At 41.1% G+C, this 21462-nt stretch carries 17 protein-coding genes and 2 tRNA genes; 4 read left to right on the top strand and 15 right to left on the bottom strand.

Features of this window, described 5'->3' with window-relative positions; all coding sequences use genetic code 11:
- Positions 1-155: 155 nt before the first annotated feature.
- Positions 156-1697: an aldehyde dehydrogenase family protein gene (locus LPB86_RS02790; RefSeq protein WP_230641023.1), complete on the top strand. Its 1542-nt coding sequence runs from the start codon at positions 156-158 to the stop codon at positions 1695-1697.
- A 119-nt stretch (positions 1698-1816) separates the two neighbouring features.
- On the opposite strand, the gene LPB86_RS02795 is transcribed toward LPB86_RS02790, so the two are convergent.
- Positions 1817-2461 (bottom strand): GIN domain-containing protein, encoded by a 645-nt coding sequence (locus LPB86_RS02795; RefSeq protein WP_230641024.1) that lies wholly within the window; start codon positions 2459-2461, stop codon positions 1817-1819.
- Positions 2462-2701: 240 nt separating this feature from the next.
- Between LPB86_RS02795 and LPB86_RS02800 the strand changes: the two genes are divergently transcribed.
- Positions 2702-5599: a DEAD/DEAH box helicase gene (locus LPB86_RS02800; RefSeq protein WP_230641025.1), complete on the top strand. Its 2898-nt coding sequence runs from the start codon at positions 2702-2704 to the stop codon at positions 5597-5599.
- Here LPB86_RS02800 and aat read toward each other — a convergent pair.
- A complete protein-coding gene (gene aat, locus LPB86_RS02805; protein ID WP_230641026.1) occupies positions 5561-6193 on the bottom strand; it encodes a leucyl/phenylalanyl-tRNA--protein transferase in 633 nt (210 codons plus the stop codon). The genes LPB86_RS02800 and aat overlap by 39 nt on opposite strands.
- Before the next feature lie 16 nt (positions 6194-6209).
- The gene (locus tag LPB86_RS02810; protein ID WP_230641027.1) at positions 6210-7208 is read right to left on the bottom strand and encodes an App1 family protein; all 999 of its coding nucleotides are present in this window, start codon (positions 7206-7208) and stop codon (positions 6210-6212) included.
- 48 nt (positions 7209-7256) lie between these two features.
- On the opposite strand from LPB86_RS02810, the gene LPB86_RS02815 reads away from it, so the two are divergent.
- Positions 7257-8129 (top strand): diacylglycerol kinase family protein, encoded by an 873-nt coding sequence (locus tag LPB86_RS02815; protein ID WP_230641028.1) that lies wholly within the window; start codon positions 7257-7259, stop codon positions 8127-8129.
- Between the two features lie 6 nt (positions 8130-8135).
- Here the strand turns inward: LPB86_RS02815 and LPB86_RS02820 are convergent, their stop codons facing one another.
- The 9 genes from LPB86_RS02820 to LPB86_RS02860 form a co-directional block, all read right to left on the bottom strand.
- Positions 8136-8783: a TonB family protein gene (locus tag LPB86_RS02820; protein ID WP_230641029.1), complete on the bottom strand. Its 648-nt coding sequence runs from the start codon at positions 8781-8783 to the stop codon at positions 8136-8138.
- A gap of 32 nt (positions 8784-8815) precedes the next feature.
- Positions 8816-9244, bottom strand: a complete 429-nt coding sequence (locus LPB86_RS02825) for a ribosome-binding factor A (RefSeq protein WP_230641030.1) — start codon at positions 9242-9244, stop codon at positions 8816-8818.
- 11 nt (positions 9245-9255) lie between these two features.
- Positions 9256-10446, bottom strand: a complete 1191-nt coding sequence (gene hflX, locus LPB86_RS02830) for a GTPase HflX (RefSeq protein WP_230641031.1) — start codon at positions 10444-10446, stop codon at positions 9256-9258.
- A gap of 37 nt (positions 10447-10483) precedes the next feature.
- Complete coding sequence (gene trpC / locus LPB86_RS02835; protein ID WP_230641032.1) at positions 10484-11269, bottom strand: indole-3-glycerol phosphate synthase TrpC; 786 nt, start codon at positions 11267-11269, stop codon at positions 10484-10486.
- Between the two features lie 2 nt (positions 11270-11271).
- On the bottom strand, positions 11272-11844 hold the full coding sequence (locus tag LPB86_RS02840; RefSeq protein ID WP_230644279.1) for an aminodeoxychorismate/anthranilate synthase component II: 573 nt from the start codon (positions 11842-11844) through the stop codon (positions 11272-11274).
- Positions 11845-11848: 4 nt separating this feature from the next.
- Positions 11849-13252, bottom strand: a complete 1404-nt coding sequence (locus LPB86_RS02845; protein ID WP_230641033.1) for an anthranilate synthase component I family protein — start codon at positions 13250-13252, stop codon at positions 11849-11851.
- A gap of 234 nt (positions 13253-13486) precedes the next feature.
- On the bottom strand, positions 13487-13927 hold the full coding sequence (locus tag LPB86_RS02850; protein ID WP_230641034.1) for a cytochrome B: 441 nt from the start codon (positions 13925-13927) through the stop codon (positions 13487-13489).
- 132 nt (positions 13928-14059) lie between these two features.
- Positions 14060-14204, bottom strand: a tRNA-Asp gene (locus tag LPB86_RS02855).
- A gap of 67 nt (positions 14205-14271) precedes the next feature.
- A tRNA-Asp gene (locus tag LPB86_RS02860) sits at positions 14272-14379 on the bottom strand.
- A 151-nt stretch (positions 14380-14530) separates the two neighbouring features.
- Here LPB86_RS02860 and LPB86_RS02865 point away from each other — a divergent pair.
- On the top strand, positions 14531-15004 hold the full coding sequence (locus LPB86_RS02865) for an Lrp/AsnC ligand binding domain-containing protein (protein ID WP_230641035.1): 474 nt from the start codon (positions 14531-14533) through the stop codon (positions 15002-15004).
- An 18-nt stretch (positions 15005-15022) separates the two neighbouring features.
- On the opposite strand, the gene LPB86_RS02870 is transcribed toward LPB86_RS02865, so the two are convergent.
- The 3 genes from LPB86_RS02870 to LPB86_RS02880 form a co-directional block, all read right to left on the bottom strand.
- Complete coding sequence (locus LPB86_RS02870) at positions 15023-17344, bottom strand: Tex family protein (protein ID WP_230641036.1); 2322 nt, start codon at positions 17342-17344, stop codon at positions 15023-15025.
- 71 nt (positions 17345-17415) lie between these two features.
- Positions 17416-18402, bottom strand: a complete 987-nt coding sequence (locus LPB86_RS02875) for a pyruvate dehydrogenase complex E1 component subunit beta (RefSeq protein ID WP_230641037.1) — start codon at positions 18400-18402, stop codon at positions 17416-17418.
- A 160-nt stretch (positions 18403-18562) separates the two neighbouring features.
- Complete coding sequence (locus tag LPB86_RS02880) at positions 18563-21460, bottom strand: PD-(D/E)XK nuclease family protein (protein ID WP_230641038.1); 2898 nt, start codon at positions 21458-21460, stop codon at positions 18563-18565.
- Positions 21461-21462: the final 2 nt, after the last annotated feature.

The raw sequence follows: 21462 nt of genomic DNA on the forward strand, positions 1-21462 counted from the left end.
ACCTGTATGCTCAGTTTTAATTTAACCTCTTTACAAAGAAACGAAACTTAATGTTAGCAATGGTAAAATTCAGGTCAGGACTTTAGCTAATTTTGTGTTGATTTGTACAGCTTTTATTTTAGTAAATCACACAGCATAACAATAATAAACAGACCATGAAAAACAACATTACTGCCATTTTACAAAACCTGGGAATCAAAGATTTGAATCCTGCTTACAGTACAGGCAGCCAATGGGGCACTGGAAAAAATGCAGAAAAATCTGAAAGCTACTCTCCTGTAGATGGTAAAAAGATTGCTGACATCTGCCTTGCCGATGGTGATAACTACGAGGTTGTGATTAAAACTGCGGAACAGGCTTTTAAAATATGGAGCAAATTTCCTGCACCCAAAAGGGGAGACATTGTACGCCAGCTGGGTGATGCATTGCGGATCAAAAAACAGGATTTGGGCACACTGGTTTCTTATGAAATGGGTAAAAGCTTACAGGAAGGACTTGGAGAAGTTCAGGAAATGATTGATATCTGCGACTTTGCTGTTGGTCTGTCCCGACAATTGTATGGATTAACTATGCATTCTGAGCGGCCAAACCATCGGATGTATGAGCAATGGCACCCGCTGGGAATAGTAGGGATCATCTCTGCATTTAATTTCCCTGTTGCAGTATGGAGCTGGAATGCAGCATTAGCTTTAATTTGTGGAAATGTTTGTGTTTGGAAACCTTCTGCTAAAACCCCGCTTTGCGGAATTGCCTGTCAGCAAATTCTTGCTGATGTGCTTAAAGCAAATGATGTTCCTGAGGGTGTAAGTTCATTACTAATTAGTGAGGCCGTTATTGGTGAGCTGATGAGTAACGACAAGCGTGTGGCCTTGCTATCCTTCACGGGCTCTACAAGAGTTGGAAGAATTGTATCTAGCTCCGTAGCCTCCAGATTTGGCAAGAGCATCCTGGAGCTTGGTGGCAACAATGCCATTATCATCTCTAAAGATGCAGATCTGGAAATGTCCATTATCGGCGCCGTTTTTGGCGCAGTGGGTACAGCTGGCCAGCGTTGTACTTCTACCCGCCGGCTAATTATACACGAAGACATTTATGAGAATTTTAAAAACCGCCTCGTTAAGGCCTATAGTCAATTACGCATTGGCGATCCTTTAGACCAAAACAACCACGTAGGTCCGCTGATTGATAAAGCTGCTGTAGAACTTTACGTTGAGGCCATTGAAAAAGGTAAAAAAGAAGGTGCTAATTTTGTGGTTGAGGGTGGCGTTTTAACCGGATCAGACTATGCATCGGGCTGTTATGTTAAGCCCTGCATTGCAGAAGTAGACAATAGCTATGAAATTGTGCAGCATGAAACTTTTGCCCCAATCTTATACCTGATCAAATACAAAACACTTGATGAAGCCATTGCTTTACAAAATGATGTTCCCCAGGGCTTATCGTCGGCCATCATGACCTTAAACCTCAGAGAAGCAGAACAATTTCTATCTTCCTCTGGGTCTGATTGCGGTATTGCCAATGTAAATATTGGTACTTCAGGAGCAGAAATAGGTGGTGCTTTTGGAGGCGAAAAAGAAACTGGAGGAGGCAGAGAAAGTGGCTCTGATGCCTGGAAGGGATACATGCGCAGGCAAACAAATACGATAAATTATGCAAATACGCTTCCCCTTGCCCAGGGTATAAAGTTTGATTTGTAACACGCATAAAAAAAGCTGATCATTTGTCGCAAGCCTAGGCGCTGTTTGCGCTTTTCGCGTCTAACAGATGCCAGACTGCAATAAATGATCAGCTTTTTCCTGTTATGGAACTAATGCTTTTATTTACTTTTCAGTACTTCTGTACTTACCGCTACAGTCTTAACTGAATCAATTGCCAGGCTACTGTTAGCAAATTCATCGTAAGATTCATTGGTTTTTACACAGGCAAATGCTTCCTTTTGTAATTTAGCCACTTTACTGCGGATGATGATGTGCTCATCAGAAGAACCTGCAAGTTTTAGATTCGCTTTGTCACGCACCTGGGTATATAATCCTTTGGTGCAGGCATTCACGTCGGCGCTTGCTTTATCTTTTAAAATCACCTGCAAAAACTGAAGGTTAAAAGTTCCTTTTGTTTGTACCGATGCTGTATTTGAAGCTTCAATCCTAAAGGGATTTTTTACAAAAACGGTAATGTTGATGGGGTAAGCCTCATAAGAGTTGATCACCAAAGTGCCGCCTTCCATTTTTACCGAAGTTTTCTCATCGTTATAGGCGTCTATAATTTTAACACTTTCCTTCTCGCTCTGTACCAACGTTACTTTTGCATTACCCTTAACCACTACTTTTAAAATTCCGTTTGCCGGTGTGCGAAGTGTAGTAGAATGGTCTGCAGAGGTTGACGCATTTGCAGTAAATGCTGTTGAAGCTATAACAATGGCGAATAAGCTTGAGGCGAATAAATTTTGTACTAAAGTTTTCATATTGAGTTTATTTAAGTTTTTAAATTGTTTGTAGATAAGACATCGTCAAAGTAAAAACGTTGCAGCAGAAAACTTCCTATTATACCATAAACAGTTAAAATCCGACAAACGCCCAAAAGTTTTCGACAAACAGGAAGAGAATTTTTGTAATAAAGCCTTCATCTTTTTGAAAGCAGGCCAAATTGATGTATGTTTAAAGTTTTTACTAGCTGAAGCCAACGCAAATTTAATATTTGACTAATGTTACGTGTAGACAGTTCAAAACCCTGCAAAATTGTATATTCATTGTGCAAACATGAATTTTTCGGCTATTTAATTGAACCACACATCGTTCAACTTAATCCCCAGGGAGATTTTTCCTTAACCTACCAGCGTTTATTTAGTCATACGGCGAAAGAATTTGCAAAGCATCTTTCCGATACAGATTTTAAGCTCATTAAAATACTGGACGAGACCGAGCAGGATTTTATCATTAAGAAATACCATAAAAAGCCCATAAGGCCCACCGAGTTTTTCAGCAAGTTTTTCAACGAAAAGTTTTACGATACCATCAGGCCAAAGATAGAGAAGAAGTTTTCAGAGGTCATAAACAACCTGAAAATCAAGGAAGGCTTATACCTGATGGATAAAGACGGATGGCCGGCAGAAAGAAAAATTGAAATTGCTGACGAAGCGGCCACCATTTTATTTCATTTTAGGCGCAATGAAACCGAAACAAGGTATTTCCCGACCATAAAATACCAGGGCTTACGGATAGACTTTATGTTCAAAGATGCTCAGGTAATCAGCAACCAGCCTGCCTGGTTATTACTTAACGATGTACTCTACTTTTTTGAACAGGACATTGAGGGCAAAAAATTAAACCCTTTTTTAAACAAGCGTTATATCACCATTCCGAAAGCTACAGAAGAGACCTATTTTGAAAAATTTGTAGCGCCACTGATTGAAAAATATCATGTGTATGCAGAAGGCTTTGACATTAATACCGAAAAACACGAGCCTGTTCCTGTACTAAAAGTCATTTATGTAGAAGGCGGTATTTCTCAGATCCAACTTTATTTTAAATATGGGGCCTATGCTTTTGGGATGGGCAATGATCAAAAAGTGACCGTTAGGGTGGCTAGAGACGAGGACAATTATATTTTTACCCGCATCAGGCGGGCGGCAGACTGGGAAAAGAATAAGTTTGGAGAACTCATTAAACTGGGGCTCAAAAAAGTAAGCCCTTTATTTCATAACCTTGAGCTGAATGATAAACAAGGTGACACAGACCTTTCTTATGGCATCATTAACTGGGTAAATGAATACCTGGATGAGCTTACCGGAAGAGGATTTGAAATAGAACAAAGTAGCGGAAACAAACGTTTCCTGTTTGCATCTGCAAAAATAGATTTCGAAGTAAAGGAACAGAACGACTGGTTTGACATCAATGCTTTAGTTTATTTTGGCGATCAGGCGGTTCCATTTATCGCCTTAAAGCAACACATCCTGCATAAAAAAAGGGAATTTATTTTACCAAACGGCGCCATTGCCATTCTTCCTGACAAATGGTTTAGCAAGTTTGGAAGCCTGTTTAGCCTTGCAGAAGGGGGAAATTCACTAAAATTGAAAAAGCACCATATCGGGCTGATCAATGACCTTGCAGAGGATAGCATCACCAATGTTACCCTCTCCAGGAAGCTGGAAAAACTAAACGACTTTGAAAACATTGAAGAGACCAGTATGCCCATACATTTTAAAGGGGAGCTGCGGAGCTATCAAAAAGCGGGGTACAACTGGTTTAGCTTTTTAAGAACATACAACTTTGGCGGCTGTTTGGCCGATGATATGGGTTTGGGTAAAACCATACAAACCCTGGCCATGTTGCAAAAAATAAAGGAAGAGGATGAAGAAGCGGCTACACACAGCACCTCGCTTATTGTTATGCCTACTTCTTTAATTTACAACTGGTTAAGCGAGGCAAAAAAGTTTAGCCCCAAATTAAAAATCCTTGCTCACACAGGCAGCAACCGAAATAAAAATATAAGCCACTTTATCAACTATGACATCGTAATTACCACTTATGGAATTACCAGGGTTGACATAGACATTTTAAGTACCTTCTATTTCAATTACATCATTCTGGACGAGAGCCAAAACATTAAAAATCCTTCTTCTAAATCTTTTAAGGCGGTAAGGATTCTAAAATCCCGTCATCGCCTTGCGCTAAGCGGCACCCCGGTAGAAAACTCTGTAAGTGATCTGTGGACGCAGCTTACCTTTTTAAATCCTGGTTTATTGGGCACACAGGCTTATTTTAACGAAGAATATGTACAAGCCATAGAAAAAAGAAAAGACGAAGACAAAGCCCGTAAATTGCAAGCCATTATTAAACCTTTTGTGCTTAGAAGGACAAAAGAGCAGGTAGCAGAAGAATTACCTCCAAAAACGGAACAGGTAATTTATTGTAATATGACCGAAGACCAGGCCGCTACTTATGAGAAAACGAAATCGGCCTACCGTAATGACTTGCTGAGCAGTATGGACGATGGCACTTTTGCCAAAAAGCAAGTGCAGCTTTTACAGGGTTTAACGGCATTGCGCCAGCTGGCCAACCATCCTGCTATGGTAGATAAAGAGTATGCATCAGACTCTGGTAAGTTTGAGAATGTTATCCATACCTTAGACAATGTGCTTAAAGGTGGCCATAAGGTGTTGGTATTTTCTCAGTTTGTTAAACACCTTTCCATTTTCAGAAAGTATTTTGACAGCGAAAATATCCCTTATGCTTATCTGGACGGAGGCACCAAAGAAAGGGGAGAAGTAGTATCAGAGTACCAGGAAAACACTGACCTTAAAGTCTTTTTGATTTCTATAAAAGCCGGAGGGGTGGGCTTAAACCTTACCCAGGCTGATTATGTATTTATTCTGGATCCATGGTGGAATCCTGCGGTGGAGCAACAGGCGATAGATCGTAGTCACAGAATTGGCCAGAACAAAAAAGTATTCATTTACAAGTTTATCACCAAAGACACGGTAGAAGAGAAAATCCTTGCCCTGCAAAACCGGAAGAAGCGCTTGGCCAGCTCACTCATTACCACAGAAGAGAGCTTTATAAAATCACTTAGCAAGGAGGACATTCAGGAAATCCTCGGCTAAAATCATTTCTGCCCCCATGCTCATTAAATGTTCATTGGGCAACTGGCAGTCTATTAATTCATATTCCAGATGTTTACACAACCAGATCAGTGCGGTTTTGGAAGCATTACTAACACTGCTAAACATACTTTCGCCGCAAAACACACGGTTAATTTGCAGACCATATAAACCACCCACCAAAACATCATCCTGCCAAACTTCTACACTGTGTGCCCAGCCTGCATGGAACAAATCGATATAGGCTTCCTGCATCTCATTGGTGATCCAGGTTCCATCCTGATCCTTGCGGGGAGTTGCAGCACAATTTACAATCACATCTTCAAAGGCGGTATCCATAGTGACACTAAAGGACTTATCTTTTAACACCTTCTTCATACTCTTACTCACCTTCACCTTGTTGGGGTAGATCACGCAACGTTCCTTAGGGGCATACCAACAAACCGGATCACCTTCACTAAACCAGGGAAAAATACCATGCCGATAAGCAAGAATCAGCCTTTCCCTGCTCAGGTCGCCGCCAATTGCCAGCAATCCATCAGGCTCAGAAAGCGAAGGGTTTGGAAAGATGAGTTCTTCTGTAAGCTGAAATATCATTTACAAATTAACGATTTTAGACCTCATCGATCAAGCCAAGCGCCCTGGAATGGGCAATCGCCTCTTCGCTATTCTTAAATAAAAGCGTGCTAATCCCTCTAATTTCTGCTTTAGCAAGGGTAACGAGGGTCTCGGCCTGCTTGGATTTCCTGATGTTACGAATATAGATCGCCACTATATTTTTAGGATATTTAACTGCAATAGATGTATAAATCTCGGGGTCCTGCTGCGAATTGTCTCCAAAAAAAACAAACTTCTGATTTGGAAAAGCATCCAGTATCCGCATCACCCGCAACAGCTTGCCTTCATGTCCGGTTTTACCAGTCTTGAAGAAACTCTTCCAACGCTTAATCTGATTCAATAAAAACACGCCTTCGGGCAACTTATTAAACCGGAACATTTCCACCAAATAATCATACAGGTTCCATTCGCTGCTGGAAACATAGAAAAAAGGATTAGGTTGATTGGCCTCCGTATGCGCCTGAGCCAGGAGCTGATAATGCTTTTGGGTAGATTTAAAGGTTCTACGCGTACGTGGGTTTTTAAACAACAATGACCTTAGCCTCCGTAAAACGGTAGCAGAATGTGAAACCATTACGGTATCGTCTACATCTGATATAAAGGCATACTGTGTGATGTGAGGTACATACACCATTCCTTTTCCTTCGCTCAACACCTCTGAATTTTCATCCATCGCCTCAACCCTTACTTCATGCCAGCCTGCCGCTACATTCCTATCCTGCATGCCTGCTTTTGAAGCATCCCATTCAAATTTGAAAAAGCCATCATATTCTGCAGTTTGCTCCAGTACCTGCTCATGAAAATACAAGCGTACTTTGGCGAAGGGGTAAGGTCTTAAAACGAATAATTTAAGTAAATGCACGGTGTTTACCACAACATTATTGCTGTACACCTGGTTAGTTTTAGCTTTATGTTTAAATACATGGCCATATACCACCAGGTTGTGTGTATGCCCGTAACCATGATAAACTTTAACACTTGTAGAATTATTCATCTTAATTCAAACAGTGTTAACCTTAAGTTGTTTGTAAGGTAAATAAAAATGGAAGATACGCTAGCTATAAAGTTGTTATTTGTGGTCAATCCTGGCTCCGGAAGCAAGGAAGACAATTATAGTGAAATCATTCAGCAATACTTTTCGGCAAGCAAACAGGAATTTGAAATTTATGAATTACCTGCAAACTGTTCAGTAGAAAAAATAAAAGAGAAGATCCAAAGTTCCGCGGCGGATAGGGTTATTGCTGTTGGTGGCGACGGGACCTTAAAGCTTGTGGCCGATTGCCTGCTCAATACAAATACTCCTATAGGCATCATTCCGGCCGGTTCTGCCAACGGGATGGCGAAAGAACTGGGCATATCTACAGTTCCAGAAGAAGCCCTGCACACCGCAGTTCATGGAACTCCTAAAAAGATTCACGTAGTAATGGTCAATGGAGAATTGTGCATTCACCTGGCCGACATAGGCTTCAACGCTTACATTGTTAAAAAATTTGACGACCTGCCCCAACGGGGAATGCTGGGTTATGCCAAAGCAGCCTGGCATGCCATATGGAACCATCATAAAATGAATGTAGAATTCGTGATAGGCCAAGACAAGATCAAATCTGAAGCGGCAATGGTAGTGATTGCGAACGCTACGATGTACGGAACTGGCGTTAAAATTAATCCCGATGGGGTTTTAGACGATGATGTGTTTGAAGTGATCCTGGTTAAAAAATATTCCGTCCTGGAGATCCTTAAAATCAGGTTCACCAACCTTCCTTTTGATCCGGAGAAAATAGAAACCTTTAAAACGAATACATTAAAGATTAAAACGAAACACAGGGCACATTTTCAAGTAGACGGCGAGTACATGGGCAAAGTAAATCAGTTAGAAGCTCAATTGATCCCTGATGCGATCAGTATTATAGTTTAAACTCTACTATTTACAATATTGACTCAGCAATTCATCTGCCAGTGTGGAACCCATATGCTTAACAAACAAAAAGTCCTCACAAGCCCCCTGCCTGTCTTTTTGTTTCAATTTGGCTTTACCATCACTGATCTTACTTTGAAGATATTCCTCGTCAATACCTAGCTGTTGTTTCAACAAGTCCATTTTCGGCTCGTCAGCTTTATTGTAAATTCCCTTTTCTTTGTTGCGGTAAAAATTTTGCACCGCATTACTTAAACCTTCGTTTGCTTTGTAAGCCGCTATAGCCTTTTGAATATCCTGAGGGGTTTTAAGGTCACAATTGTATCCGGATAAACGAAAGTTTACAGGAACATACAGCGCCACTGCCGTATCATATCCTTCGGGCATCTTCCACTTTCCGCTACTCAAACGGATTAACCGCAAAGCCTCATCGTCCAAATCGGTACCAATTCCGCTACTTACCCTGGAAGTGTAAACTTCTCCGGCAGCATTGAGTTTAAAACTGATGTTAACGATGCCCTGTATACAATTTTGTAAAGAGTATGGAGGGTAAATTGTGTTTTGCGTGATAAAAGATTCCAGTCCCCCCTTGATCTCTTGTCCCTGCACACAAAACCCAATAAATAAAAATACTGAAGTTATTAGCCCTTTCATAGCCCCAATATACAAAAAACAAGGAGTATTACCTAATCATTTGTTTTATCAGCTATAGGCATAACACGCTCCACACGTTCTCCATTTTCATCAAGTTCACCATTTTCATCGCGGTCTTTTGAAATCTTGTCGAAGATCTTATCCATGTGTTCTACATAGGTATTGGTATCATCCACAAAAAAAGTAAGACTAGGAACTACACGTGCCTGATGACGGATACGTGCGCCAAGCTTATACCTGATTTCATTGCTATGTGAATTTACCGTCGCAATAGACAGCGCTGTATTGTTTGTACTTAAAAAACTCAGATAAACCTTAGCCACCGCTAAATCCGGAGACACACGAACACGTGTAATGGTAACCAGTGTATTGGGCAAATATGCCCCAGCTTCGCGCTGAAAAATTGCAGCCAATTCTTCTTGCAACACTCCGGCAAATTTTTGCTGACGTTTACTTTCCATAATCTTTTTTATTAATATAGCAGTTTATCATAAGGGTAACGCTCCGTATGCAAAGCAATTACTTTATCGTACAATAACTGTTTAAATTCTTCTAAATTCTCCTTGTGCAAAGCGGATATAAACAATGCCGGCGCATTATTAGTGGCCATCCAGGTCCGTTTAAATTCCTCAAGCGTCATGGTTACCTTTTCTTCATCCGCGGCAATGGGTTCGGGACTTACATACGCATCAATCTTATTGAACAACATTATGGTTGGCTTATCCAATGCGCCTAAATCTTTTAAGGTTTCATTAACTACGCCAATCTGGTCCTCAAAGCTGGTATGAGATACATCCACCACATGAATCAAAATATCTGCCTCTCTAACCTCATCCAGTGTAGATTTAAAGCATTCTACAAGATGATGGGGAAGCTTGCGGATAAACCCTACCGTGTCTGAAAGTAAAAATGGCAAATTCTCAATCACCACTTTCCTAACTGTTGTATCCAGAGTGGCAAACAATTTATTTTCTGCAAACACCTCAGACTTGGACACCATATTCATAATGGTAGATTTGCCCACGTTGGTATAACCTACCAAGGCAACCCTAACCAGGGCAGTACGGTTTTTTCGCTGAGTTTCATTTTGCTTGTCAATCAACTTTAAGCGTCCCTTAAGCAGCGAGATTTTTTCAAGGATCATCCTACGGTCACTTTCAATTTGCGTTTCTCCAGGCCCGCGCATTCCAATCCCACCCTTTTGTCGCTCAAGGTGGGTCCATAACCGGGTTAAGCGCGGCAGCAGGTATTGAAGCTGTGCCAACTCTACCTGTGTTTTAGCTTGCGCAGTTTGGGCCCTTCCGGCAAATATATCCAGGATCAGGTTACTACGGTCAAGAATTTTAACCTGTAATTCCCGCTCAATATTACGCAATTGCGATGGCGACAGCTCATCGTCAAACACCACCATATCAATCTCTTCAGATTTCACATAGGCGGCTATTTCTTCCAATTTTCCTGTCCCCACAAATGTAGCACGCTCCGGGCGCAGCATTTTTTGTGTAAAAGAATGTTCAACCACACCTCCGGCAGTATCCACCAAAAATGCCAGTTCATCCAAATATTCTTTCGTTTCCTCAGGCGTTTCTCCTGGTCTAACTACGCCAACCAGAACCGCACGTTCGGGTTTAAGCGCTGTATCGTAATATTTCTGCTTTCCCATAGATTACACAAAGGTACAAAAGTTATACCGTGTTCAATTAACTCAATTTACTGACAAATTCCCGCATTGCCGCTCCTGGGTCTTCTGTTTTCATAAAACTTTCGCCAATCAGAAAGCCATCAAAGCCTGCTTCGGCCAGTTCGTTTATGGTATCTGGATGACTGATTGCACTTTCAGAGATTTTTAAAAACTCATCAGGAATCTGATCCACCAGCTCGAAGGAAGTCTGAATATTTACAGAAAAATCGCCAAGGTTCCGGTTATTTACCCCTATAGCATCCAGGTCTGGTGTTATACTTTGCTGCAGTTCATCAAGATTGTGTACTTCCAGCAATACATTTAAACCAAGGGACTTAGCCAATTCTGCAAAATTCTCAATTTCATCTGGTGTTAAAATTGCCGCGATGAGCAAAATAATATCGGCCCCCATTGCTTTGGATTCTATGATCTGGTATTCATCAATTATAAAATCTTTACGTAAAATGGGAATGTTATTTGCCGCTCTTGCGGCTAAAAGGTCAGCGAGTGTACCACCAAAAAAATCAGTATCTGTTAAGACAGATAAAGCCGAGGCACCGGCCGCAGCATAAGCGTTAGTGATTTCTGTAACTGAAACCCGATCGTTAATGATCCCTTTAGAAGGAGATTTGCGTTTAAACTCGGCAATGATCCCGCTGCGCGCTTCGTCCAGTAAAAAATCTTCAAAAAGAAAAGGTGTACGGTTAAAATAAGCCTTGCTTTCCAGCTGTTTAATGGATACAGCAGCTTTTGCCAATTCTACTTCCTGCCTTTTCCTGGCTACAATTTTATCTAAAATATTCATGTCTATTTTTCTAACCAGTTTTTCATCATTTGTTTACCAAAATCGGTAAGTACACTTTCGGGGTGGAATTGTACCCCCCTTACATCAAATTCCTTGTGACGCAAGGCCATAATCTCATTATCCGCATCTGTAGCCGTTATGGTAAGACATTCAGGCAAACCTTCGCCGTTAACTACCCAGGAATGGTAGCGCCCAACTTTAATTTCGGTTGGACAATCTTTAAACAATATTTCAGAGGCATCCAATACCTCAATTGGCGTAGCAATACCATGCATAGGTTTACCCAGATTCAGCAAACTGCCCCCAAAAGCTTCGGCAATGGCCTGCTGCCCTAAACAAACACCAAAAATACTTTTATGTGGTGCATATGCCTTGATGACATCCAGCAACAAACCCGCTTCTTCCGGAATCCCAGGCCCCGGAGAAAGAATGATCTTGTCAAAAGCAGCCACATCTTCCAGGGCAAACTTATCATTACGCCACACCACCACATCACGGTCAAGCTCGTTTACCAAATGCACCAGATTATACGTAAATGAATCGTAATTGTCTATTACTAATACTTTTTCTTTCATCATCTTATATTTGTTCAGCCATCTCAATAGCTCTTCTTAAGGCTGCTATTTTGTTATTTACTTCATTCAATTCATTCTCCGGAATAGAATCTGCCACAATCCCCGCACCCGCACGGTAGTGCAACTGATTGTTCTTGCTCATAAACGTACGGATCATAATGGCGTGGTTAAATTCATCATTAAAGCCCATATAACCAATGGCTCCCGCATAAAAGTTCCGTCCAAGTCCTTCATTTTCATCAATCAACTGCATGGCCCGATACTTTGGCGCCCCACTTAAAGTACCCGCAGGATAGGTATCTGCAACAACTTTAAATGGTGGTACGTTTTCCTGAAGATTACCACTCACCTTAGAAACCAGGTGAATTAAATGAGAATAGTACTGCACTTCTTTAAAAGCTTTTACTTCCACACCACTGCAGTGCCTGCTCAAATCATTTCTTGCCAAATCTACCAGCATTACATGCTCTGCGCTTTCTTTAGGATCCTGCTCCAGTTTCCTCGCCAGTTCGGCATCTTCCTCGTCATTTCCTGTACGCTTAAATGTCCCTGCAATCGGAAAAATATTAGCAACATTATTTTTAATGGTGATTTGCGCTTCCGGCGATGAACCAAACAATTTAAAACTGCCATAGTCAAAATAAAACAGGTATGGAGATGGATTGATAGATCTGAGGTAGCGGTACACATTAAACTCATCACCCAAAAAGCCCTGGCTAAATGCCCTGGAAGGTACAATCTGAAAAACATCACCTCTTAAGATGTGCTTTTTCAACTTTACAACCATGTCCGTAAACTGCAGGTCCGTTAAGTTAGATTGCTCCTCTCCATTTATTTTAAAACTGTACTGCGGAAAGTTCTTGTTCTGGATCAGGTATTCAATTTTTTCCAGGTCGCCGTTCCCCTCACCGTTAAAGTTATTTTTGAATAACGTAACCTCATTTCTAAAGTGATCGATAGCAATGATGTAGCGATATAAATGGTATTGCATCAATGGAATCTCCTGATCTTCGGGAGATTTTGCAGAAAACTGAATATCTTCAAAATATTGCACGGCATTCCAGGTAAAATAACCAAACAAGCCACTAGAAATGTACCGCTTCTCAGGAACAACGTCCGGAACAAATCTGGATTTAAAAGATTCTATTTCTTCTGAAAGCACAAAACTATCTTTTTCAAGTGTGGTACCGTCCGGAAAATAAGCAGTCAGCTGATCATCTTTAAGCATAATGCCCGCAACAGGCTCTGCACAAACATAACTTACAGAATTTTCACGACTGTGGTAATCCGAACTTTCCAGCAAGATGGTATTTGGGAACACATCCCTCAACCTTAAATAAATACTTACCGGCGTTGTGGTATCTGCCAGTTGCTTTTTAAACGTTGTATTAATTTTGTAAGTGTTCATTGTATGAATTAATTAAAGAAGCAAATTGTGGATTAAAAACAAAAAACCCGACGTGTGGTTCTACGTCGGGTTCTTTTGTGGTTTGGTTTAGGTTGATAACTATAAGGTATACCAGGAAGCGACGTAACTCTTTTTAAAGGTACTGTGCCATTGCCAGGTATGTGTATTGTTCATCATTGTTCAGCAAAAATATAAATAAATATAACAAAGCAAAATTAAATGTGAAATAAAACGTTACATGCCGAATAAATGACGCGACGGATCGGCCTTTAACATCAGCAAAATTGCCACCGTTATGATTAACAAAGCAAATCCAAAGAAAATAAAGACAGTTTTATGCTTTTTTGAAGCCTCTTCTATCTTTTTTGAGCGTGAATTCCCGATAGTCACCAAAATAACAGCCAAAATCATCATAGAAATATGCTCCATTTTCCAATATCGGCCATATACAACCGAACTATCCACCTTAAACCAGCCATTTGTGAAATAAATAACCAATCCAAGCAAGAATTGTATATGAACACTAATTAAAGCAAACACATTTAACTTCCGGTTTCCCTCTGTATATGTTTTTTTTCCTAACCAGCCAGATACGGCGGTAAAAATAGCGACAAGCAGCAAAGCCACAACCACATAGCGCCATCCCGAATGTGCACTCTTTAAAATCTGATACATATTATAAATTTTATTTCAAAAATAGTCATTATTCTAACACAAACAAGCTTAAGAGTCCTCCCCCTAAAAACAAAAAAAGCGATCCAATCCTGGTATCGCTGTTTTTAACTAACTTATTATTCATAAAAAAACTGGCTGTTGGGGAAGGAGTCGAACCTTCAAGGGGTAGTTAGCTACAGTTCAAAAATTAATTTGTGGTCAACCCATAAACTGCGTTTATCCATTTATCCCCACCACCGAGACAAGAAGGCGTGTCTGCCAATTTCACCACCCAACATTATGTAAAGAACTAAAGTATAAGCAGCAGAAGTTAAAATTTAGGTTTGTAACTCCGCTGCTTATTGCTGTAAGGGAAGGAGTCGAACCTTCAGGGAGTGGTTAGCCCTTTCGGGTTTTCCAGATTCTCCGCCACCGAGACAAGGAGGTATGTTTGCCAGTTTCATCACCTTACATTGTTTAGCAAGCTTTAAAGAACTATTTTTGCTTACTTGCTTGATACAAATGTAACAACACCTAGATTGCATTGCAAATATTTTAAACAAATAATTTTATTTTTATAATATTTATAATTAACTTCGCTATTGATTACCAAATATAAAAACCATGCTTAAAAAAGAAAGTCAAAATTTAGAAATTGATAACCTTGATATCGACATTTTGAAACAATTAATGCAGGATGCTACCAAACCTTACACTGAAATCGCCAAAGATTTAATCGTTTCTGGCGGAACTATTCATGTCAGGATGAAAAAACTCCAGGAAATGGGAATCATTAAAGGCTCTCATTTAATTATAGATCCTCAAAAAGCAGGATTTGACATTTGTGCCTTTCTGGGCATATATCTGGAAAAAGGAATTCAATATAAAGACGCAGTTGAACAACTTAGCAAAATCAAGGAAGTGGTTGAACTACATTACACGACCGGCTCGTATAGCATGTTCGCAAAGATAATTTGTCGTGATACCACTCATTTGAGACATGTATTAAATGAAGAAATACAGGCAGTAAGTGGAATCCAGCGTACAGAAACACTAATATCACTTGAAGAAAGTATTAAAAGGCAAATAGAATTGTAATCTATTTGCCTTTTATTTTTAAGACTTGAACAGTTCTTTAAGCGCGCTCAATTTCATTTGCAGGTCTCCGTCTGGCGTTGCCTTCGGTTTTTGAACTGGTCTACTGTCCTGACGTTTAACCTCACGTGGCCTGGAAACCGCCTTTGATTGCTGTTTAGGATCATGTGTCTTTGCTGGAGCTGGCCTTTTATTTTTAGCCGTTACGCCAGCCTCATTTGGCAAACCCAGACTGATGCGTTTACGCTCTACATCAACACCATTCACCACCACATCAACCCTTTGCTGGATTTTATACTTTTTCAAGATGTCGCTCACATCCGGCATACTTCTTTCTGCAATCAGACTGATGTGGACTAAACCGTCCTGATGGACGCCTATATCTACAAAAGCACCAAAATTGGTAATATTGGTGATGATCCCTGCCAGCTTCATCCCTACTTTTAAATCTGTGATTTTATTTACACCTGGCGTAAAGCTGAAAGCCTCAAATGCTCCCCTTGGATCGCGACCGGGCTTAGCCAGCTCGGAAAGAATATCGGTTAATGTTGGCAGTCCAATCTCGTCTGTTACGTATTTTTTTGGTTCAATTGCCTGCAAAAGTGCTTTATCACTCACCAGTGAATTGATGCTGCAATTCAGGTCTCTCGCCATTTTATGCACCAGGGCATAGCGCTCCGGGTGCACAGCACTGGCATCCAGCAATTGCTCGCCATCTGCTATCCTTAAAAATCCCGCCGCCTGCTCAAAGGCTTTGTCACCCAAACGAGGAACCTGACGCAGACTCTCTCTATTTTTAAAGGCTCCGTTTTTATTCCTGAATTCGACAATATTTTGTGCCAGCTGAGGGCCAATCCCAGAAACATACGCCAGCAGTTGTTTAGAAGCCGTATTTAGCTCCACACCTACTGAATTCACACAGCTCATCACTGTATCATCCAGAGAGGCCTGTAGTTTGGCCTGGTCTACATCATGCTGATATTGACCAACACCAATGGATTTAGGATCAATTTTAACCAATTCGGCCAATGGGTCGAGCAGCCTTCTCCCGATGGATACCGCTCCGCGAACAGTAATATCCTGATCGGGAAACTCTTCACGTGCAGTTTCTGATGCTGAATAAATAGACGCCCCACTTTCGTTAACCATTACCACAGGCACATCTTTTATGTCCAGTCCTTTAATAAAGGCTTCGGTTTCCCTACCCGCGGTACCATTACCAACTGCAATTGCTTCTATATTGTATTTTTCACAGAGATGTACAACCACTGTAGCCGGCTTTTTCTGATCGCCGCCTGTATGTGGGTAAATCGTATTGTTATAGAGCAATTTCCCTTGTTTGTCCAAACACACGATTTTACAACCAGTCCTAAAACCGGGGTCAATAGCCAATACATTTTTTTGCCCTAGTGGTGCAGCAAGCAACAACTGACGTGCATTTTCTGTAAATACCCTGATGGCTTCAATATCCGCCAGCTCTTTGTAGCTGTTACGAACTTCATTTTCCATTGATGGACCCATCAATCTTTTATAACTGTCCTGAATAGCCAGTTTTACCTGTGCTGAGGACGGGCTAAAGCCTTTAATAAAGTAGTTTTCCATTACAGAAAGTACTCCCTGTTCTGCAGGCATCACTTCAATTTTTAAGAAGCCCTCATTTTCAGCTCTAAAAATTGCCAGCAAACGATGAGAAGGGGCAGTTTTCATTAGCTCTTCCCAGTCAAAATAGTCTTTATACTTATGGCCATCCGCTTCCTTTCCGGTCACAACTGTAGATTTCAGTCTGGCCTTCTGCAAGAAATGCTTTCGTATGATACCCCGCATTTCGGCGTCCTCATTGATCATTTCCGCAAGTATATCTCTGGCACCAGACAGTACATCTTCAATGGTCTGTAATCCAAGTTCTCCATTAAGATAAGCCTGGGCGGCAGTCTCAGGATTGATCCGCCCCTGCTTAAAGATCTCCAGCGCCAAGGGCTCCAGTCCTTTCTTACGTGCTTCTGAAGCTCTTGTTTTCCTTTTTGGCTTATACGGAAGATAAAGATCTTCAATCACCGTAATACTGGTTGCTTCAAGGATCTGTTTTTCCAATTCAGGACTTAGCTTATCCAGTGCAGAAAGGGCTTTTAATATCGCTTCCCTGCGCTTATCTAATTCTTTAAGTTGTTGTGAACGGTCCCGGATCAATGCGATTTGAACTTCATCCAAACCACCTGTCATTTCTTTACGGTAACGGGCTACAAATGGTACCGTAGCCCCGCCTTCCAGTAGATCGATCGTCGCCAGAACTTGTTGTTCTGCCACCACCAGCTCTGCGGCGATAATAGTTGAGTGATTACCCATATTTGGTCTTAAATAAAAATCCCGCAAGTTTTTAGCCAAGCGGGATTATATATCATTATTTTTTAGGTAGCTTATTTTGCTACGTACATTACTTCTTTAACAGCTTTAACCACACGCTCTGCATTAGGTAAGCTTGCCGCAATCAGCGTTGGTGCATATGGAAGTGGTACATCTGCGCAGGTAATACGCAATACCGGAGCATCCAAATGATCGAAAGCATTTTTCTGAACATTAAATGCAATCTCTGATGAAATGGAAGCCAAAGGCCATGCCTCTTCAACAATAACCAATCTGTTTGTTTTTTTAACAGACTCGATGATGGTTGCATAATCAATAGGACGTACAGTACGCAAATCAATTACTTCTACACTAATACCTTCTTTTGTCAATTCTTCAACAGCAGGATTTACTACACGGGTTAACATTTTTCCAAAAGTAACGATAGTTACATCAGTACCTTCTTTAGTCACGTTAGCTTTTCCTATTGGCAGGTAATATTCCTCTTCTGGAACTTCACCTTTATCACCGTACATTACTTCCGATTCCATGAAAATTACCGGATCCGGATCAAGGATAGCTTGTTTCAATAATCCTTTAGCTTCATATGGTGTAGATGGAACCACAACCTTTAAACCAGGGCAGTTGGCATACCAGTTCTCGAAATTCTGAGAGTGCTGGGCACCAAGCTGACCAGCATTACCTGTTGGCCCACGAAATACAATTGGAATAGAGAACTGCCCGCCGCTCATTGACAGCATTTTTGCAGCACCGTTAATAATTTGATCAATTGCAACCAAAGAGAAGTTGAACGTCATAAATTCTATAATTGGAACAAGGCCGTTCATGGCAGCGCCAATTCCGATTCCAGTAAAGCCCAACTCAGCGATAGGCGTATCTATGATGCGTTTGTCGCCAAACTCATCCAACATACCCTGACTAACTTTGTATGCTCCGTTGTATTGCGCTACTTCTTCGCCCATTAAAAAAACGTTCTCATTTTTGCGCATTTCTTCGCTCAGTGCTTCACGCAGTGCTTCTCTAAATTGAATCTCTCTCATTGTATATTCAAATGTTAACTGATGGCAAATATAAGTATTGTAATGTAAATTAAAAGCACTCTTTTAATTACAATTGCAAGCGCGTCACCGGCAAAAGTAATTTGGCATTTTATAATTTGACCGGTGTTTTATTCGGAAATGAAAGCGGTTTTTGCGCACATCAGATCCCACATAGTGTTAAATAAGGAGAATAAGCAAATCCTGCTTCATTTTCCGTACGCACAAAGGGTATGTGCTCATCAAACAATTCAGAAAGTTTAGCCTTCATAAATACCACAAATTCTTCTTTTACAGTTTCCAGTTTCTCCCCGTTCAACTTCAGCTTCTCCTTCCCCTCCATAAAGAAAGTGCCTTCTTTTCTCATGTTACGGATGCTGTACAAATTAGGCTCTACCAACTGGTGCCCGTTTGCCTGCTCAAAAACATAAGTATAAAATAAGGTCTGCACAAGCGCCTTGTTTTGTTTGTTTCCATTGGTATCAAAAACATCTTCCAGGTTAGAATACCTTAAAATATCTGCCCCTGTTTTATAATCTACAATCCTGGTAATACCGTTCTTCCGGTCCACACGATCAATAATCCCATGTAGGGTAAGGCTTTTTTCCAAACCATTTACTTCAAATTTAAAGTTAACCGCATCCTTTTTTTCCAGGTCAAGAATCTCAAATGGTGCTTCAATTTCATCGTAATCAAGAATCAGGTTCGCATATTCAGTTACAATGGCCAATACAACTTTTTGCATTCCGTTATGCTGTAGCTGAAAATTCTCATTTTCAAACATAACTTCTGCAAAGCCGCGAATAGCCAGTTCATCCAATGTTTTACGGTGAATGCTGATGCGCTCTTTTGTAATCATCGCATCTTCAGCCTTTAATTCCCTATAGAATGTTTCCATAACAAAATGCAGGATAGAACCAATTTCATGAGCTTCCATATTCTCAGAAATCTCCTTCGGCTCCTCAATCCTGGCTACATACTTATAGAAGAATTGCAGCGGACAATTGATGTAAGATGTTAGGGCAGAAGCCGAAAGCCGTAGGGTTCCATCCAGGTATTTATTCAATACCGCCATTACTTGTTCATCTTTTTGCACCACAACCTGCTGTCTGGATTCCGTAGCCAACCGCTGTTTCTGGTCCAGGTAATTAAACATATACCCGCTTTCATATTCCAGTTGTTTTAAAAATCGGGTTGGCTCACCGGTATTGCTTTCATCTGCCTGCACGTTGTACACCAGACTCACTTTTTTTGAGCGCTGCAGCAACCGGTAAAACATATAAGCAGAAATGGCGTCCAGGTTTTCTATAACCGACAAGCCGTATGCACGGCGGATGCTATCCGGAATAAAACTTGGCGCAATACTGGTTTGCGGCAACAAGCCCTCGTTTACACCCAGAATATAAACGTGTTCAAAATCCAGGCTCCTGCTTTCCAGCAAGCCCATTACCTGCACCCCTTGAAGTGGCTCTCCTGTTAGCGGCACAGCAATCCCCTGTACAGATTTCTGAATAAGAGAGAAGATAAACAACAATTCTTTAAGGCCTGTGAGTTGTGGTAAGTACAACATCAGCCCATCGTGCAGTCTATTCAATTCTTTAATTACTGCCACAAAAAGATCTGCTTCTGTTTGCTTCAGTGTTTTAACAGCCAATTGCTGTTCCAGTATCCACCTGAATATAGACTGTAAGCTTTCTGTAGCAGTTGCACCATCACTAACCCGCGTAAAAAAAAGCTCCAGCAAACCCTTCTGACTTTGCAAACGCTTTAAGGGTACTTCAGCCAGTTGCTCTCCCAACAATTTCTGCTGAATTTTTGAACGCATTTGTTCCGATACCCCAGTAAGGGGGTGTGATAAAAAAGCTTCTACATCCCGATGGTAAACAGTATCCTTGTTTGCCTGGATCAACTGTACCTGTACATTGATCCAAAGATCTGCCAAACCAAAAATGGAGGAGGCGGCCAGCGGATACCCCATTGTGATGTTCAGATTTACGGGCTTTACCTGATCACCATTTTGATACTGCGTTGGTATGGTTTGTAAAACAGGCAAGAGCAAACTTTCGTCAGCAAGGATCAAAGCAATTTTACCTGCGTTATTCTGCTCTTCCAGCAGCGGGTAATCTTTCTGCAAGGCTGTAGAGAGCACCTTTGCCTGGGCAACCTGACCCTGAACTTTATAAACATCAATGGTTTTAGGGTTTGCTTTAATAAAGCTTTTGCCTGTATCCAGCGCATTTAATAATCCCGTTTGTTGCAAGTTCTTTCTCAAAAAAAGACCGGCCTCCTGGGTTGTATCTTCTAGGTAATACGTATCCGTATCAAAGTAAAATAAGGTTTTATCTTGCTCCTGCCACCGTTTAAAAACCACGGCTTCCGACTTACTCAAGGCATTAAAACCCACAAAAATGAGCCTACTAAAAGAGGCGGTAAAATCCGGCCACTCTGCTTTATTTATCGCCAGTTGCCGGTAGATATTGCCCATCGTTGTAAGCCCTTTGTCCTTCAGCGCTTCATGATAACCGCTGTATAACTTTGGCATCCTGTGCCACATTCTGATGAATTGCTCCTGTTGCTTTTTATGCTTTCCTTCAGAGTAAGATTTCCAGAAGCCCGTTAAAAACTCCTGCTGCTCTTCCGTCAGGTAATCGAACTGGTAATCAATCTCTGCAAAATCCTCCAGCTGCCTAAATAACTTCTCCGCATCTACCAGGTCACTATCTACCTGTGCAAAATCACTTAATATTATCCGTGCTATAGGGTAAAACTTAGCGGGCTCTATAGGGGTTTCCCCATCCTGTACCATCAGCTTGTTATATTGCTGAAACAGCACAAAGAATTGGGTAAAGGCATCAGCTACCTTCGAGCTGGATGAAAGTGCAAAAAACTCCTGAATGGTATAAAAAGCGGGACTCCAAAAGGGCTTTCCAATAACCTCTGCAAGATGATTTTGCAAATAAGCTACTGGACGTTTATTGTTAAAAACTATCGCCGCATGCTGCAAATCCCCGCCCAAACGCGCCACCAAATCCGCCGCTACTTCTCTTAAAAATGGCTCCATAG

Source organism: Pedobacter sp. MC2016-14 (assembly GCF_020991475.1).
Lineage (GTDB): Bacteria > Bacteroidota > Bacteroidia > Sphingobacteriales > Sphingobacteriaceae > Pedobacter.

Coding starts and splice junctions, on each gene's coding strand:
- trpC (WP_230641032.1), bottom strand. CDS start 11,269: ATGAATATTTTAGATAAAATTGTAGCCAGGAAAAGGCAGGAAGTAGAA.
- LPB86_RS02800 (WP_230641025.1), top strand. CDS start 2,702: ATGTTACGTGTAGACAGTTCAAAACCCTGCAAAATTGTATATTCATTG.
- aat (WP_230641026.1), bottom strand. CDS start 6,193: ATGATATTTCAGCTTACAGAAGAACTCATCTTTCCAAACCCTTCGCTT.
- LPB86_RS02880 (WP_230641038.1), bottom strand. CDS start 21,460: ATGGAGCCATTTTTAAGAGAAGTAGCGGCGGATTTGGTGGCGCGTTTG.
- LPB86_RS02815 (WP_230641028.1), top strand. CDS start 7,257: ATGGAAGATACGCTAGCTATAAAGTTGTTATTTGTGGTCAATCCTGGC.
- LPB86_RS02795 (WP_230641024.1), bottom strand. CDS start 2,461: ATGAAAACTTTAGTACAAAATTTATTCGCCTCAAGCTTATTCGCCATT.
- hflX (WP_230641031.1), bottom strand. CDS start 10,446: ATGGGAAAGCAGAAATATTACGATACAGCGCTTAAACCCGAACGTGCG.
- LPB86_RS02845 (WP_230641033.1), bottom strand. CDS start 13,252: ATGAACACTTACAAAATTAATACAACGTTTAAAAAGCAACTGGCAGAT.
- LPB86_RS02870 (WP_230641036.1), bottom strand. CDS start 17,344: ATGGGTAATCACTCAACTATTATCGCCGCAGAGCTGGTGGTGGCAGAA.
- LPB86_RS02810 (WP_230641027.1), bottom strand. CDS start 7,208: ATGAATAATTCTACAAGTGTTAAAGTTTATCATGGTTACGGGCATACA.
- LPB86_RS02840 (WP_230644279.1), bottom strand. CDS start 11,844: ATGAAAGAAAAAGTATTAGTAATAGACAATTACGATTCATTTACGTAT.
- LPB86_RS02875 (WP_230641037.1), bottom strand. CDS start 18,402: ATGAGAGAGATTCAATTTAGAGAAGCACTGCGTGAAGCACTGAGCGAA.
- LPB86_RS02850 (WP_230641034.1), bottom strand. CDS start 13,927: ATGTATCAGATTTTAAAGAGTGCACATTCGGGATGGCGCTATGTGGTT.
- LPB86_RS02825 (WP_230641030.1), bottom strand. CDS start 9,244: ATGGAAAGTAAACGTCAGCAAAAATTTGCCGGAGTGTTGCAAGAAGAA.
- LPB86_RS02790 (WP_230641023.1), top strand. CDS start 156: ATGAAAAACAACATTACTGCCATTTTACAAAACCTGGGAATCAAAGAT.
- LPB86_RS02820 (WP_230641029.1), bottom strand. CDS start 8,783: ATGAAAGGGCTAATAACTTCAGTATTTTTATTTATTGGGTTTTGTGTG.
- LPB86_RS02865 (WP_230641035.1), top strand. CDS start 14,531: ATGCTTAAAAAAGAAAGTCAAAATTTAGAAATTGATAACCTTGATATC.